The organism is Mesorhizobium sp. YR577 (assembly GCF_900116595.1).
Classification (GTDB): Bacteria; Pseudomonadota; Alphaproteobacteria; order Rhizobiales; family Rhizobiaceae; genus Mesorhizobium_M.
Genome location: NZ_FPBI01000003.1, coordinates 294,040 through 309,443 on the forward strand (window position 1 = coordinate 294,040; position 15,404 = coordinate 309,443).

Consider the following 15,404-nt stretch of genomic DNA (forward strand, 5'->3'; position numbering starts at 1 on the left):
ATCTCCCGAATTCTTTGCCGTCACGCCATCGCGTGGCGATGATTGGCCGAGTAGCGGCCGGTCAGATGATGCTCAAGCTGGCGCTCGATGTCGGTGAGCAGGCTGGACGCCCCGAAGCGGAACAGCTCCGGCTCCAGCCATGGCCGGCCAAGCTCTTCCTTCATCAGCACCAGCCAGTCGAGCGAGACCTTGGCGGTGGAAATGCCGCCCGCCGGCTTGAAGCCGATGAGATAGCCGGTGTGTTCGAAATAGGCACGGATCGAGCGCACCATGGCGAGACCGACGGGCAGCGTGGCGTTGACGCTTTCCTTGCCGGTCGAGGTTTTCACGAAATCCGCGCCCGCCATCATCGCCACCATCGAGGCGAGCATGACATTGCGCAAGGTCGCCAGATCTCCGGTGCCGAGAATGACCTTGAGATGCGCCTCGCCGCAGGCGGCGCGCATGGCGACGATCTCGTCGTAAAGCTCCTGCCATTTGGCGCCGAACACCAGCCCACGCGGGATGACCACGTCGATCTCATTGGCGCCATCCTTCACCGAGGCCTCGATTTCCTGAAGCCGGGTGGCGAGCGGCGCAAGTCCATGCGGGAAGGCGGTGGAGACGGCGGCGACATGAATGCCGGTGCCCTTCACGGCTTCAACAGCCGTGGCGACGAAGGGGTGGTAGACGCAGACAGCGGCTGGCCGGATCACCGTGTCGCCGAGGCCGAGGCCTTCCGCGATGTCGCGGCGCAGCGGGTTGATCGCCTTGGCGCAGAGCCGGCGCACGCGCTCGTCGGTGTCGTTCGAATTCAGTGTCGTCAAATCCATGCAGGCTATGGAGCGCAGCAGCCAGGCGGCCTGGTTGTCGGCCTTGATCGAGCGGCGCTTGGTGAGCGAGGCAACGCGGCGCTCCAGTGCCGAGCGGTTGACGTTGCGCATGGATTCGAGAAAGCCGAGATCGAGCGCCATGCCGGGGTTGCGGGCGATGCCGTGCACGGCGGCTGTGTTGGCGGCAACGCGCGTCGGCAACGAAGTCACCTTGAGCCCCTGGGACTCTTCGGCACCGAGATCGGCCTCAAGAAACTTGCTGCTCATCACCTCCCCTTTCACTCCACACTTTTCGTAGAGGATAGCTCGTGAAGTGACGCTTCACGAGTCCCGTGAGCCGTAATAGCGAAGAAAGCGACCCAATGCAGCTAACTTTTGACCGTATGGTCAAAACCGGCCGGTTCGCCGGTGGTATCCGAGGTCCGCTTTCCCGCGACCCGGCTCTTAGTTCTTTGCAACTGGGTGTCATCTGGCGCATATTCCGAGCATGGCAAAGCAGAAGAATCAGAAGCCCGACTACGAAAAAATGCTGCGCAAGGCAGGGATCAGGATCACCCGCCCGCGCCGCATCATCGTGGAGATATTGACGGCGACAGATGACCACCCCGACGCGCTGGAAATCTTCCGGCGTGCGGCCGAGATCGATTCCGGCATCTCCCTGTCCACCGTCTATCGCACGATGAAGGTGCTGGAAGGCCTGGGGGCCATTCACCGCCATGCCTTCGAGGGCGGGCCCTCGCGCTTCGAACAGGCCAGCGGCGAGCATCACGACCATTTGATCGATCTCGACACGGGCGACGTCATCGAATTCAAGTCCGACCGCATCGAGCAATTGCAGAACGAAATCGCCGAGGCGCTGGGCTACGATATCGTCCATCATCGGCTGGAACTCTATGGCCGCAAGCGGCGCGGGCGCTGAACCGTGCTTGCCCAGCGAAATGACATCGGCGCTACGCCGGGAGCAAACTGCGCTGCCATGCATTATGGCAGGGGCAGACCCGCGCCGTGACGTGTTGACGCGGCCGGCCCGCCGGTCGATCATCCGCCCCATAAGGTGAGGCACTTCTCAAACCAAAAACAATCCGGGATGAAAAAATGGAAAAAGCCGAAATCGGCCTGATTGGCCTTGGCGTCATGGGCTCCAACCTGGCCCTTAATATCGCCGAAAACGGCCACCCGATCGCCGTGTTCAACCGCACCACCAGCCGCACCGGCACCTTCTTCGAGGCCGCCGGCGACCTGCGCAAGATGATCGTGCCCTGCACGACGCTGGCCGAACTCGCCGAGGCGATCCAGCCACCGCGCCCGGTCATCATCATGGTGCAGGCCGGCCAGCCGGTGGACGAGCAGATCGCCGCACTTCGCCAGGTGCTTTCGGCGGGCGACATCATCATCGATGCCGGCAACGCCAATTTCCGCGACACGATCCGGCGCTTTTCCGAACTCGAGGGATCAGGCCTGACCTTCATCGGCATGGGCGTTTCCGGTGGCGAGGAAGGCGCGCGCCACGGCCCGTCGATCATGGTCGGCGGCACGGAAGATTCTTACAAGCGCGTCGAAAAAATCCTGACCGACATTTCGGCCAAGTTCGAAGGCGAGCCCTGTGCCGCCTGGCTCGGCACCGGGGGTGCCGGGCATTTCGTCAAGACCATCCACAACGGCATCGAATATGCCGACATGCAGATGATCGCCGAAATCTACGGCGTGCTGCGCGACGGGCTTGGCATGAAGCCCAAGGAAATCGGTGCGGTTTTTGCCGAATGGAACAAGGGCCGGCTGAATTCCTACCTGATCGAGATCACCGCGACCGTTCTTGCTGCTGACGATCTCGATACCGGAAAGCCGATCGTCGAGATGATCCTCGACCGTGCCGGCCAGAAGGGCACCGGCAAATGGTCGGTGATCGAAGCGCAGACGCTCGGCGTTTCGGCAACCGCGATCGAGGCCGCCGTTTCGGCCCGCATTCTGTCATCGCTCAAGGACGAGCGGCTGGCGGCGGAGAAGGCTTATGGCACCGGCGGCGTCTCGAAGTTTTCGGGCAATCGCGACAAGGTCCTGCACGACCTGGAACTGGCGCTGTTCGCCGGCAAGATCGCAGCCTATGCGCAAGGGTTCGCGGTGATGGACGCAGCCTCGAAACAGTTCGGCTGGAACCTGCCGATGCCGACGATCGCCAAGATCTGGCGCGCCGGCTGCATCATCCGCTCGCAGTTCCTCGGCACGCTGGCCGACGCTTTTGAGAAGAGCGGCGCGCTCGCAAACCTTTTGATGGCACCGGCTTTCATCGAGATGATGAAGGAGGCGCACCCCTCGCTGCGCCGCATCGTGGCGCAAGCCGCCGAAGCCGGCCTGCCGACGCCGGCGCTGTCGTCGGCGCTGGCCTATTTCGACAGCTATCGCCAGGGACGCGGCACCTCCAACCTGATCCAGGCGCAGCGCGATTATTTTGGCGCGCATGGCTTCGAGCGCATCGACGCGCCCGGCGCACATCATGGTCCGTGGGCCGGCGGCGGCTGAGCCTTCCCAAGCTCCAGAATGCAAAAGGCGCAGCCGGCAATCCGGTTGCGCCTTTTTTTGTTTTCAGCGAATGCGCGAAAATTACTTCTTCCGCACCGGCCCCGTGCGCTCGGCTGAGCGAGCCCACAGATTGATGTCGGCCTCGCGGGCGTACTGATCGATCTCAGCAAGCTCGGCATCCGAGAAATCCGGGTTCTTCAGCGCACCGACGCAATCTTCCACCTGCTCCGGCCGGCTGGCGCCGATCAGCGCGGAGGTCACGCGCCCGCCGCGCAGCACCCAGGCCAGCGCCATCTGTGCCAGCGTCTGGCCGCGCTTCTCGGCAATGGCGTTCAGCGCCTTGATGTTGGCGAGCGCCTTGTCGTTGAGGAACTCCTGGCGCAGCGACTTGCCTTGCGCGGCACGGCTGTCTTCAGGGATGCCCTTCAGATATTTCGTCGTCAGCATGCCCTGCGCCAGCGGCGAGAACACGATCGAGCCGACGCCCAGCCCGTCCAGCGTATCGAGCAGCCCGTCATCCTCGACCCAGCGGTTGAGCATGGAATAGCTCGGCTGGTGGATGAGGCAAGGCGTGCCGAGCTCGCGCAGGATCGTGGCGGCCTCGCGGGTGCGCTGCGAGTTGTATGACGAGATGCCGACATAGAGCGCCTTGCCCGAGCGCACGGCATGGTCGAGCGCCATCATCGTTTCTTCCAGCGGCGTCTCCGGATCGAAGCGGTGCGAATAGAAGATGTCGACATAGTCGAGACCCATGCGCTTGAGGCTCTGGTCGAGACTCGCCAGCACATATTTGCGGCTGCCCCATTCGCCATAAGGCCCCGGCCACATGTCGTAGCCGGCCTTGCTGGAAATGATCAGCTCGTCACGCAGGCCGGCGAAATCGGTACGGAGGATTTCGCCGAAAGCGGTTTCGGCCGAGCCGGGCGGCGGGCCGTAATTGTTGGCGAGATCGAAATGGGTGATGCCAAGGTCGAAAGCCTTGCGGCAGATCGCCTGCTTGGTCTGGTGCGGCGTATCATTGCCGAAATTGTGCCAGAGCCCGAGCGAGATCGCCGGCAGCTTCAGGCCGGAGCGGCCGCAGCGGTTGTAGCGCATCGTCTCGTAGCGGTTGTCGGCGGGATGCCAGGCCATGGTGATTTCCTTAAAAGATTGGGTGCGTCCTTCGAGGCTCGCTGCGCTCGCTCCTCAGGATGAGGGAGGTTGGTGCTACTATAAAGATCAGGAAAGTTGGCGCTATCCTTCACTCGGATTCTGCCACCCTTCGACCAGATCCTGATGAGCACGCTCTCCAGAACCTGGCTTGAAGCGCACCAACCTCCCTCATCCTGAGGTGCTCGCGAAGCGAGCCTCGAAGGACGCACCTATCATTCATTCATCGTCCGAAACAACCTCGCTTTTCGGGCGCTTTATTTCTTCGCCAGCAGCGCCTTGGCTTCCTTGATGCCAAGCGCTGCTGGCCGCTCGCAGCTGGTCTGCATGTCGACGAACTTGCCGCTGTCTCCCGATTTCAGGATGCCGGTCATGATGTCGACGACATGCAGCGCAAGGTCGAGCGAGCAGCGGTGCGGCCGTCCCTCCCGGATGGCGATCGCCATGTCGGCAAGGCCCGCCGTGCGATAATTGGCCATCGGTCCTTGCGAATGGACTTCATTGGCCTTCTGGAAAGGATGGTCCCATTTCGGCAGCTTCTTGGCCGGCTTGCTGCCCTTGGTGTAGCGCAGGTCGCCGCCGAAGAAGTTGGGATCGGGCATGTAGAGCGTGCCGTTCTCGCCATAGAGCTCCATCGGCGCATGGCCGCTGTGCCAGACGTCCCAGCTCGCATTGAAGGTGATCACCGCGCCATTCTCAAACTCCAGCAGGGCGTGGATGGTCGTCGGCGTCGAGACAGGGATTTTTTCGCCGGCGCGCGGCTTGGAGCTGATCGTCCGCTCCTTGGCGGGAATAGCAGTCAGTGCCGCCACCCGCTTCACCGGCCCGATGAGCTGGACCAGGTTGGTGATGTAATAGGGTCCGAGATCGAGGATAGGCCCGCCGCCGGGCAGGAAGAAGAAATCCGGGTTCGGATGCCAGTGCTCCATGCCGTGGCTCATGACATGGCAGGTGCCGCTGGTGATCTTGCCGAGCTTGCCGTCGTCGATCATGTGGCGGGCAAGCTGGTGCGATCCGCCGAAGAAGGTGTCGGGCGCAGAGCCGATGCGCAGCCCTTTTTTCTCGGCCCGCTTCTTGAGGTCGAGCCCTTCCTTGACCGAGAGCACAAAGGGCTTTTCCGAATAGACATGCTTGCCGGCGTCCAGCACCTGCTTCGACACCTCATAGTGGGCCGCAGGAATGGTGAGGTTGACGACGATGTCGATATCGTCGGCCTTGAGCAGCCCATCGACGCTCTCGGCGCGCAATGAGAACTCCTTGGCCCGCGCCTTTGCAGCTTCTTCATTTATGTCGGCGCAGGCGCGCATCTCCATGCCGCGAAACAGCGGCGACAGCTTGAAGTAAGCCTTGGAGATGTTGCCGCAGCCGATGACGCCGATCCCGAGTTTCTTTGCCATGATCGTCGTCTCCTAGAAGCTCTTGGCGGCTTCGAGCGAGCGCCGGGCGAAGCGCTCGAAATTGTTCGGATTGTCCTGTTCCATGATGAAGTATTTTGCTGGTGTCCGGTCGCGCAGCACGGTGGTCAGCGCCCTCCAGTCGATCGTGCCGTGGCCGACATCGGACCAGCCATCCTCGTCCAGTCCTTCGCCGCTGCGGGCAATATCCTTCACATGCACAGCAACGATGCGCGAGCCGTATTTGTCGATCCACGCCATGGGATCGGCACCGCCGCGAACGATCCAGGCAATGTCGGCTTCCCAGCCGATATCGGGAGCCGTTTCGAGAATATGCGTCAGGGGCACGGAGCCGTCCGGAAGTGCCGCGAATTCGAAATCGTGATTGTGCCAGGCGAAACCGAAGCCGGCCTTCTTGGCCTTGTCGCCCACCGCGGCCAGGCGCTTGCCGAAAGCCTGCCAGCCTGCCGCATCGGTCGGGCGCTGCTCAGCGACCAGATAGGGGCAGACCAGAACCTTCATGCCGAGCGTATTCGCGATTTTTTCAGCACTGGCGAAATCGTTCTCCAGCATGTCGATGGAAAAATGCCCAGTCGGCATGACAAGGCCGTTCTTGTCGAGTTCGGCACGCAGGCCGGCGGGATCGTCATAGACGCCGCCAAAGCCTTCGACTTCCCGGTAACCGAGCCAGCCAAGCGTTTTGACGACATCGTTCCAGGGCTGAAAATTGCGGGCGCTGTAAAGTTGAAATGACCAGTTCATGCCGATTGTCCGTGTTTGATGTTGGGAGTTCAGATGCGGTTTCCGGTGGGAGCGTCGAACAGCGAGGCGCGCGCCGGATCGAAGCCGACGATCACGCGGTCGCCGACTTTCAGCGGCTTTTCCGCCTCGGCGCGGAAGGTGAGATTGCTGCCGCCAAGCTTGGTCCAGACGAGCATGTCGGAGCCCATCGGCTCGATGATGTCGACCTGGATTTCGCGCGAGAACGGCAAGGCGGTCGCCTGCTCGCCATGGGCGATATGTTCGGGCCTGATGCCGAATATGCAAGCGCCGGCGCCGGCGGCGGACTTGTCGAAAGCATAGCGATCGAGCGGCACCGAAACGCCATCCGCCTTGAAATGCGGCTTCTCGCCGCCTTCGAGCTGACCGCTTATGAAGTTCATGCTCGGAGAGCCGAGGAAGTCGGCGACGAAGCGATTGACCGGACGATTGTAGATCGCCTGCGGCGCGTCGAGTTGCTGGATGACGCCGCCCTTCATTACGGCGATGCGGTCGGCGAGCGTCAGGGCCTCGATCTGGTCGTGGGTGACATAGATCATGGTGTTGGCCAGCCGCTGGTGCAGGCGCTTGATTTCGACGCGCAGTTCCGAGCGCAGCTTGGCATCGAGATTGGACAGGGGTTCGTCGAACAGGAAGACGTCGACGTCGCGCACGAGCGCGCGGCCGATGGCGACACGCTGGCGCTGGCCACCTGAGAGCGCGGCAGGCTTTCGCTTCAGCAACGGCTCGATCTGCAATATCTCGGACGCGCGCGCGATGCGCTTGGCAATCTCTTCCTTCGGCAGCCCCGCCGTCTTCAGGCCGAAGGACAGGTTTCCCTCGACACTCATCTGCGGGTAGAGCGCGTAGGACTGGAACACCATGCCGATGCCGCGGTCCTTCGGCTCTTCCCAGGTGACGTTCTTGCCGTTGATGAAGATCTGTCCGTCGGAAATATCGAGCAGGCCGGCAATACAGTTGAGCAAGGTCGACTTGCCGCAACCGGACGGCCCGAGCAGCACCAGAAACTCGCCTTGGGCGATATCGAGGTTCAGCGCCTGAAGCACCTGCACGTTGCCGAAATTGAGCGACAGATCCTTGATCGAGACGCTGGGCTTGCCTGCCGCCATGACCATCAACCCTTGACCGCGCCGGCGGCGATGCCGCGCACGAACAGCTTGCCGGAAGCGAAGTAGACGATCAGCGGCACGAGGCCGGTCAGGATGGTTGCGGCCATGTTGACGTTGTACTCCTTCACGCCTTGCACTGAATTGACGATGTTGTTGAGCTGCACGGTCATCGGGTAGGTGTCGGGCCGCGTGTAGACGACGCCGAAGAGGAAGTCGTTCCAGATACCGGTGACCTGCAGGATGACCGCGACAACGAAGATCGGCAGCGACATCGGCAGCATGATCCGGAAATAGATGCCCCAGAAGCCTGCGCCATCGACGCGGGCGGCTTTGAACAGCTCCTCGGGGACCGAGGTAAAGTAATTGCGGAAAAGCAGTGTCAGGATCGGCATGCCGAAGATGGAATGGACGATGACGAGGCCCCACAGGCTGCCATAAAGGCCGATTTCCCGCAGCAGTATGACGATCGGATAGATCATTACCTGATAGGGAATGAAGGCGCCGACGATGAGGATGGTGAAGAAGAGATCGGCGCCCTTGAAGCGCCAGTTGGCGAGCGCGTAGCCGTTGATGGAAGCGAGCGCGATCGACAGGATCACCGACGGCACGGTGATGCGCACCGAATTCCAGAAGCCGCGCGAAAGGCCGTCGCAGTTCAGGCCCGTGCAGGCCTGCGACCAGGCTTTGACCCAAGGCTCGAAGGTGATCTCGACCGGCGGCGAGAAGATGTTGCCGAGGCGGATTTCGGGCATGCCCTTCAGCGACGTGACGACCATCACATAGAGCGGCAACAGGTAATAGACGGCGACGACTATAAGCGTGCCGTAGAGAAAGATGTTGCGGCGGGAAAAAGTCCGGCGCGGCTTTGCTCCGCGCGGACCGTCCTCAATCCGGGTCGCGGCTGCGGCGGGCGCCATGTCGAGGACAGCGGTATCAGCCACGCCGCGCCCTCCCGAATTCAAGATAGGCCCATGGCACGACCACGATGATCACGCTGAGCAGCATCATGGTCGAGGCGGCAAAGCCCTGGCCGAGGTTCTGGGCGAAGAACATATAGTCGTAGACATATTTCGCTGGCACTTCGGAAGCGATGCCGGGGCCGCCGCTGGTCTGGGCGACGACGAGATCGTAGACCTTGATGATGCCCGAGGCGATGATGACGATGGTGGTGATGAAGACGGGCCGCATCATCGGAATGACGATGAAGAGGTACGTCTTCCACATCGGGATGCCGTCGACGCGCGCCGCCTTCCAGATGTCCTCGTCGATGCCGCGCAGGCCCGCCAGCATCAGGCACATGACAAGACCGGTGCCCTGCCAGAGTGCGGCAATCAGGATGCCGTAGATGACGATGCTGGCATCGTAGAGCGGGTTGAAGGTGAAGCTTTCCCAGCCGAGCCCGCGCACCACGGCCTGCACGCCGAAATCCGGGTTGAGCAGCCATTGCCAGACCAGCCCGGTGACGATGAAGGACAAAGCGAACGGGTAGAGGAAGATGGTGCGGAACGTATCCTCGAAGCGGATCTTCTGGTCGAGAAGGGCCGCAAGCAGGAAGCCGATCGCCAGCGAGAAGATTAGCGAGAGCACGCCGTAGATGGCAAGATTCTCGACGGCCACGGTCCAGCGCGGTGCTGCCCAGAGCCGGTAATACTGGTCGAGCCCGACGAAATTGAAGCGCGGCAGAAGCTTCGAATTGGTGAAGGAATAGAGCACGGTCCAGGCGGTGCCGCCGGCGAAGACCACGACCGCCGTGAGGATCATCGGCACGGAGGCGATCTTGGCGCTCAGGTTCCTGAACAACTGGCTGGGGCGCTTCGGATAGGTTTCGCTCACAGCAATCCTTTCGGATATGAGGCCGGAACACACCGGCCCGTTTCAGACGGGCCGGTGTGCAGTGTCGTCAGCGAGATCAGTCGGCGCTCGAGATGATGTCGGCAAAACGCTTCTGGGCGTCTTCGACAGTCAGGCCCTGATTGGAGAAGAACTCGGAGAAGAGATCCTCCTTCTGCTTCTGGGTGTCCTGCGACATGAGCTGGTCGGTCCAGGGCATGACATCGCCCTTGGCCAGGATGTCGAGGCCCTTCTTCATGCAGTCGTTGGCGGTGTTCAGGTCGACGTCGCCGCGCACCGGCAGCGAGCCTTTCTTGAGGTTGAACGCAACCTGCGTCTTGGGGTCGAGAAGCGTCGTCGCCAGCGCTTCCTGCGCCTTGGCTTTCGCCTCGTCCTTCAGCAGCGGGAAATAGAATGCGTCGCCGCCGGTCGCGATCATGGGGTTGAGGCCAAGCCCCGGCAGGCAGGAATAATCCTTGCCGGCCACCTTTCCGGCAACCTGGAATTCGCCCTGCGCCCAGTCGCCCATGATCTGGCCGCCGGCCTTGCCGGTGATGACCATGTTGGTCGCCTGGTTCCAGTCCTGCACATTGGTGCCCTTCGACATCTTGCGGGCATCGTCGGCGGCCTTGAAGACCTTGCCGATCTCGGGCCCGGCGGCAAATTCCGCATCCTTGTCCTGATAGACTTTCAGGAAGGTGTCCTTGCCGCCAACTGCGGCGAGCAGAACGTCGAACGCACCGGACGCCTGCCAAGGCTGACCACCGACCGCCAGCGGCACGATGCCGGCCTTTTCGAGTGCCGGAGCAGCAGCCACGAACTCGTTCCAGTCCTTGGGCACGGCCACGCCAGCCTTCTCGAACGCTTCGTTGGACAGCCACAGCCATTGCCATGAATGGATGTTGACCGGCACGCAGTAGATCTTGCCGTCGATGGTGCAGCTGTCGAGCAGGCTCTTCGGCCGAACGATCTCGGTCCACTTTTCCTTGGTGGCGATATCGGTGAGGTCGCGCATCAGCCCGGCCTGCACGAGTTCCTCGGCCTGGCGGCCGTGGTTGAACTGGGTGGCGCCCATCGGGTCGCCGCCGGTGATGCGGCTGATCATGATCGGGCGGGCGGTGCCGCCGGAACCGGCAATGGCGCCGTCGACCCAGTGATTTCCCGTCGCATCGAAGGCCTTGGCAAGCTCGGCAACCGCAGCGGCCTCGCCACCGGAGGTCCACCAATGCGTCACTTCGAGATCGGTCGCCGAAGCGGCGCCGGCAGTCATGAATGCAACCCCCGCTGCAAGCGCAGCGGTCGTGAGACAATAACGCATCGTCACTCCTCCCTGAAATCTGAAACGTTACAGCCCGGCACGCTATGCGAAGAAAAATGACTTCGCAACAGAAGAGTGGCCTGCCGCCGTGATTTTTTCGTGCTCCGAATAAATATCACGCAACCACCTGCCAGAACCGCAAATGCAAAAATCCTTGCTGCATCGCAATAAATCGGCAGAAATTTGCTTTTCGAATCAAAGCTGCGACACGTTTCATCGCGCCTTGCCGGCTAACCAGCCGTTCCGCGACCGCGCCAGCCTTAACCATGCTTGAAGGCCGATCGATTCCGCACCGCACCATTTTCTGAAACGTTACAGGTATTGCGGGAAACACTTGCAAGGTCCAAGGTTAGAGTGCGATATGCGGGCACTCCGGGGAGCCGCAGGCAACGGCAATGAATGACAGACCACAATCCGACAATCCGACAGGCCCGGCCTCTTCCAGAACGGACGAGCGGCCGACGCTGAAGACGATCGCCTTCATGACCGGGCTTGGGGTCACCACGGTTTCGCGCGCCTTGAAGGATGCGCCGGAAATCGGCGTGGAGACGCGCAAGCGCGTCCAGCTCGTCGCCCGCCAGGTCGGCTACCGCCCGAATCGCGCAGGCGTCAGGCTGCGCACCGGCAAGACCAATGTCATCAGCCTGGTGCTCAATACCGAGGAGCAGGTCGGCGGCTTCGTCTCCGACATGATCTACGGCATTTCAGAACATCTGGCGCAGACGCCCTATCACTTCATCGTCACGCCCTATTCGCGCACCAACGATCCGCTGGAGCCGGTGCGCTACGTGGTCGAGACGGGCTCGGCGGACGGCATCATCATCTCGCGCACCGAGCCGAACGACGCCCGCGTGCGCTACATGGTCGAGCACGGCTTTCCCTTCACCACCCATGGCCGCACCCATATGGGGATCGAGCATCCGTTCCACGATTTCGACAACCGCGCCTATGCGGTTCAGGCGGTACGCAAGCTGAAGGCGTTGGGGCGCAAGCGCATCGCCCTGCTCGCGCCGACGCCGAACCTCAGCTATTACCGGCACATGCGCGAAGGCTTTCTCGCGGCTTTGGCCGAATGCGAACTGGACGAGATTTCCTTCAGCACGGCCAATCTGGACCAGTCGATCGACGAAATCCGCGAGCACACCAGGGAATTGATGCGCCGACGCACGCCGCCTGACGGCATCGTCAGCGGCAGCGGCTCGGCGACATTCGCGCTGGTCGCAGGCACGGAAGATGTCGGGCTTTCGGTCGGCGCCGATGTCGCCATCGTCTCGAAACAATCGTCAAAGCTGCTGCATCTGCTGCGGTCGAATATCTACGTCGTCAACGAAGACATCCGGCTCGCCGGCCGCGAACTCGCGCGCTCCGTTATCGGGGCGATCGACCGCACGGCGGTGAGTTCACTGCAGAGCCTGAGCGTGCCGGAGGCGGTGGAGACGTGGTAGCCGCCTTCACCTTTGCCTCTTTATGATCTTCAAGCCGCCTTGTCGCGGACCTGATAATCCTTGATCGCAGCGAAACGGATCGCCTTCCAGCGCTCGGCCTCGTAGTTCAGCGAGAACTCGTGCTGGGCGAGGAACACCGGATCGCCGTCAAGATCGCGGGCAATGTCGCCGCGATGCGATTCGATGAAGCGCAGCAGATCTTCCTTGTCGTCGGCATCGATCCAGCGGCAGACCGAGAACCGCGCCATCTCGAAATCGACCGGCAGCGTATATTCCGCAGACAGCCGCTCCTTCAGCACATCGATCTGCAGCGCGCCGACGACGCCGACGATGGCCGGCGAGCCGTCCTCCGGCTGAAACAGCTGGACGACGCCTTCCTCGGCCATCTGCTGGAGCGCTTCCTTCAGCTTCTTCGCCTTCATGGCATCGCCGAGCCTGACGCGGCGCAGGATTTCCGGCGCGAAGTTCGGCACGCCACGGAACAGAATGTCCTCACCCTCGGTCAGCGTGTCGCCGATGCGCAGCGTGCCGTGATTGGGAATGCCGACGACGTCGCCGGCATAGGCCTCGTCGGCAGTGATGCGCGAACGGGCGAAGAAGAACTGCGGCGCAGACAGGCTCATCTGCTTGCCGGTGCGCACCAGCTTGGCCTTCATGCCGCGCTGGAGCGTGCCGGAACAGACGCGCACGAAGGCGATGCGGTCGCGGTGGTTGGGGTCCATATTGGCCTGGATCTTGAAGACGAAGGAGGTCATCTTCTCCTCCGTCGCCTCGACCTTGCGCGTGTCGGCCTCCTGCGCGCGCGGTGCGGGACCGTAATCGCCCAGCGCTTCGATCAGATCGCGTACGCCGAAATTGCGCAATGCCGACCCAAAATAGACCGGCGTCAGGTGCCCTTCGCGAAAAGCCTTCAGGTCGAACGGCCGGCAGGCCTCGCGCGCCAGGTCCAGTTCCTCGATGAAAGCCGGCCGGTCATTGTCGGGCAGCAGGCCGGCGGCGCGGTTGGAATCGGGGCCGTTGACCGGCGTGCGCTCCTTCTCGTCGTCGCCGCGGCGCACTGCGTTCTGGGCGAGATGATAGGTGCCGGCAAAGGTCTTGCCCTGGCCGATCGGCCAGGTGATCGGCGCGGTGTCGAGCGCCAGCTTCTGCTCGATCTCGTCGAGGATTTCGTAGGTGTCGCGCGCCTCGCGATCCATCTTGTTGACGAAGGTGACGATCGGGATGTCGCGCATGCGGCAAACCTCGAACAGCTTCAGCGTACGCGGCTCGATGCCTTTCGCGGCGTCGATGACCATGACGGCGCTGTCGACCGCCGAGAGCGTACGATAAGTGTCGTCGGCGAAGTCCTCGTGGCCGGGGGTGTCGAGCAGGTTGAAGACGTTGTCGCCATATTCGAAGGTCATCACCGAGGTGACGACCGAGATGCCGCGCTCGCGCTCGATCTTCATCCAGTCCGAGCGGGTCTGGATGCGGTCCTTCTTGGCCTTGACCTCACCGGCAAGCTGGATGGCGCCACCGAACAGCAGCAGCTTTTCGGTCAGCGTCGTCTTGCCGGCATCCGGGTGCGCGATGATCGCGAATGTGCGGCGCCTGGCAACCGCCTTGGCTATGTCTTCAGCCATTTACGATGATCCTGTTGATGCGCGGGCTTCTAGCAGCACATCGGCAGGCTGTCGAATACGAAATGGCGGGAGACGTACGCTCAGGTGCCGATCGGATGGAACCGCCTGACGGCAAGGAACCCCGTCACGATGAAGAACAGCAGCACGATGCCCTGGACGATGGCGAAAGGCGGCTCGGAGCCGGTGGGCGCCAGCGCGTTGAACGCCGGGATCTTCAGGAACGACTGCACCACCAGCACGAAGCAGTTGAGATAGAGCGCGATCACCGCCGTCACGACATAGATCCATCGCCACGAGCCGGCGAGATGATAGCTATAGCGCGCCGCGATTGCCGCAATCAGCAGGATCATCGACAGGATGCCGAAAGCGATTGCCGGCGTGAAACCGTTGAACGGAAAGAGAAAGCCGGTGACGCTGGTCAGCACCGTGGTGAGCAGGAAGATGAGCGTCCAGCCATCCATGCGCTGAGACTTCAAAAGCCCGTAGAGAACGACCAGTCCCGTGACGATGCCGATAAGACTGATGATGACATGAAGAAGAGTGAATGTGGAAAGCGACATTCCAAGCAGCATTGCCTTGTCCCCTCAAACAACTTTTTCTACGGAACGCCTGCGCTTCGGTTTTGTAAAGACCCCCTATTCTCAATAGGCGGGATAGATATGATCAACGGCGGACGAAGCCGCCCTCTGTAAGCGTGAGCGCGGCTAGATCGATGCCCTGTTTTTGGAATAGGTCGCTGTAGTTCTTTGCAGCGCTGCGCTGAAGCGATTCATCGCCGGACTTGCTGATGTGAATGCGGTTCGCCATCACAAGCACGGTGTTGTAGATGAGGTCTTCCGCCGCCTCCTGTTTCTGCCCGTCGGTCATACGGCTGATCTTGGGATCGGCGATCATCGCGGCGCGCATCGTGTCGCGCACCGCCTTGATGGACCGGGCGCTGAGGGTCTCGACATTGTTGACGAGCGCCCAGCTCGCGACGAGATAGGCGGTGTAGGCATCGGCAAGATTGCGCGCATCCAGCCCGTTGGGCCGGGCGATCTCGGCGCCGTAGCCTTTCAGCCAGTCGGCCTTCAGCGCGGCGTCGACGATTGCTGCCTGGGCAGGATTGGATTGCACCAGCTGCGACCTGAAGCGCGCCTTTACCTTGGCTGACACGGCGGGATCCCTGCGAAAGCCGAGTGTGCGCAGGGCTTTCTTGCCGGCCGTCGAACCCGGCCGCCTGGCGTTGGCTTTCGCATTGGCGTTGGCGACGCTGGCCATTGCCGACTGCGCGACATAGCTGTTCGTAAGGTCGATCGAATCGTTGAACATGACCATGCCAAAATCCTGCGAATGGCCGCCGCCCATGGCAAGCATCAGGCCGATCAGGGCGCCGGCAAGGGAACGCATTCGCATCATGTTCCTTCCTCCTGTCTCGTGGCGGACGGG

General features: G+C 62.0%; 14 protein-coding genes. 3 read left to right on the forward strand and 11 right to left on the reverse strand.

Translation table 11 applies throughout. From position 1 onward, the window contains the following. Nucleotides 1–20: 20 nt before the first annotated feature. Nucleotides 21–1,079: a deoxyribose-phosphate aldolase gene (deoC, locus tag BM413_RS06605; RefSeq protein WP_091911588.1), complete on the reverse strand. Its 1,059-nt coding sequence runs from the start codon at nucleotides 1,077–1,079 to the stop codon at nucleotides 21–23. Nucleotides 1,080–1,299: 220 nt separating this feature from the next. Here deoC and BM413_RS06610 point away from each other — a divergent pair, with 220 nt between their 5' ends. Together BM413_RS06610 and gndA are read left to right on the forward strand one after the other, a co-directional pair. Then, nucleotides 1,300–1,731, forward strand: a complete 432-nt coding sequence (locus BM413_RS06610) for a ferric uptake regulation protein (protein WP_091911590.1) — start codon at nucleotides 1,300–1,302, stop codon at nucleotides 1,729–1,731. A 176-nt stretch (nucleotides 1,732–1,907) separates the two neighbouring features. Further along, the gene (gndA, locus tag BM413_RS06615; RefSeq protein ID WP_091911592.1) at nucleotides 1,908–3,329 is read left to right on the forward strand and encodes an NADP-dependent phosphogluconate dehydrogenase; all 1,422 of its coding nucleotides are present in this window, start codon (nucleotides 1,908–1,910) and stop codon (nucleotides 3,327–3,329) included. A gap of 81 nt (nucleotides 3,330–3,410) precedes the next feature. Here gndA and mgrA read toward each other — a convergent pair whose 3' ends face one another. The 7 genes from mgrA to BM413_RS06650 form a co-directional block, all read right to left on the reverse strand. Next, entirely contained in the window at nucleotides 3,411–4,460 is a 1,050-nt protein-coding gene (mgrA, locus tag BM413_RS06620) for an L-glyceraldehyde 3-phosphate reductase (RefSeq protein WP_091911593.1), read from the reverse strand. Between the two features lie 275 nt (nucleotides 4,461–4,735). Then, on the reverse strand, nucleotides 4,736–5,875 hold the full coding sequence (locus tag BM413_RS06625) for a Gfo/Idh/MocA family protein (RefSeq protein ID WP_091911595.1): 1,140 nt from the start codon (nucleotides 5,873–5,875) through the stop codon (nucleotides 4,736–4,738). Between the two features lie 12 nt (nucleotides 5,876–5,887). Next, on the reverse strand, nucleotides 5,888–6,634 hold the full coding sequence (locus tag BM413_RS06630) for a sugar phosphate isomerase/epimerase family protein (RefSeq protein WP_091911596.1): 747 nt from the start codon (nucleotides 6,632–6,634) through the stop codon (nucleotides 5,888–5,890). Nucleotides 6,635–6,663: 29 nt separating this feature from the next. Beyond that, the gene (gene ugpC / locus BM413_RS06635; RefSeq protein WP_091911758.1) at nucleotides 6,664–7,761 is read right to left on the reverse strand and encodes an ABC transporter ATP-binding protein; all 1,098 of its coding nucleotides are present in this window, start codon (nucleotides 7,759–7,761) and stop codon (nucleotides 6,664–6,666) included. 5 nt (nucleotides 7,762–7,766) lie between these two features. Then, nucleotides 7,767–8,678 (reverse strand): carbohydrate ABC transporter permease, encoded by a 912-nt coding sequence (locus BM413_RS06640; RefSeq protein WP_091911761.1) that lies wholly within the window; start codon nucleotides 8,676–8,678, stop codon nucleotides 7,767–7,769. 16 nt (nucleotides 8,679–8,694) lie between these two features. Beyond that, nucleotides 8,695–9,594 carry a carbohydrate ABC transporter permease gene (locus BM413_RS06645; protein WP_091911759.1) on the reverse strand — a complete coding sequence of 300 codons (900 nt, stop codon included), beginning with the start codon at nucleotides 9,592–9,594 and terminating at the stop codon, nucleotides 8,695–8,697. A 76-nt stretch (nucleotides 9,595–9,670) separates the two neighbouring features. Then, nucleotides 9,671–10,909, reverse strand: coding sequence for an ABC transporter substrate-binding protein (locus tag BM413_RS06650; protein ID WP_091911598.1), 1,239 nt, complete (start codon nucleotides 10,907–10,909; stop codon nucleotides 9,671–9,673). A 395-nt stretch (nucleotides 10,910–11,304) separates the two neighbouring features. Between BM413_RS06650 and BM413_RS06655 the strand changes: the two genes are divergently transcribed. Continuing rightward, a complete protein-coding gene (locus tag BM413_RS06655) occupies nucleotides 11,305–12,354 on the forward strand; it encodes a LacI family transcriptional regulator (RefSeq protein ID WP_091911599.1) in 1,050 nt (349 codons plus the stop codon). A 29-nt stretch (nucleotides 12,355–12,383) separates the two neighbouring features. Here the strand turns inward: BM413_RS06655 and BM413_RS06660 are convergent, their stop codons facing one another. From BM413_RS06660 to BM413_RS06670, 3 genes are all read right to left on the reverse strand, one after another. Further along, on the reverse strand, nucleotides 12,384–13,976 hold the full coding sequence (locus BM413_RS06660) for a peptide chain release factor 3 (RefSeq protein WP_091911601.1): 1,593 nt from the start codon (nucleotides 13,974–13,976) through the stop codon (nucleotides 12,384–12,386). An 80-nt stretch (nucleotides 13,977–14,056) separates the two neighbouring features. After that, nucleotides 14,057–14,548, reverse strand: a complete 492-nt coding sequence (locus BM413_RS06665) for a hypothetical protein (protein ID WP_091911603.1) — start codon at nucleotides 14,546–14,548, stop codon at nucleotides 14,057–14,059. 91 nt (nucleotides 14,549–14,639) lie between these two features. Continuing rightward, entirely contained in the window at nucleotides 14,640–15,374 is a 735-nt protein-coding gene (locus tag BM413_RS06670) for a DUF6683 family protein (RefSeq protein ID WP_091911605.1), read from the reverse strand. Nucleotides 15,375–15,404 lie beyond the last annotated feature (30 nt).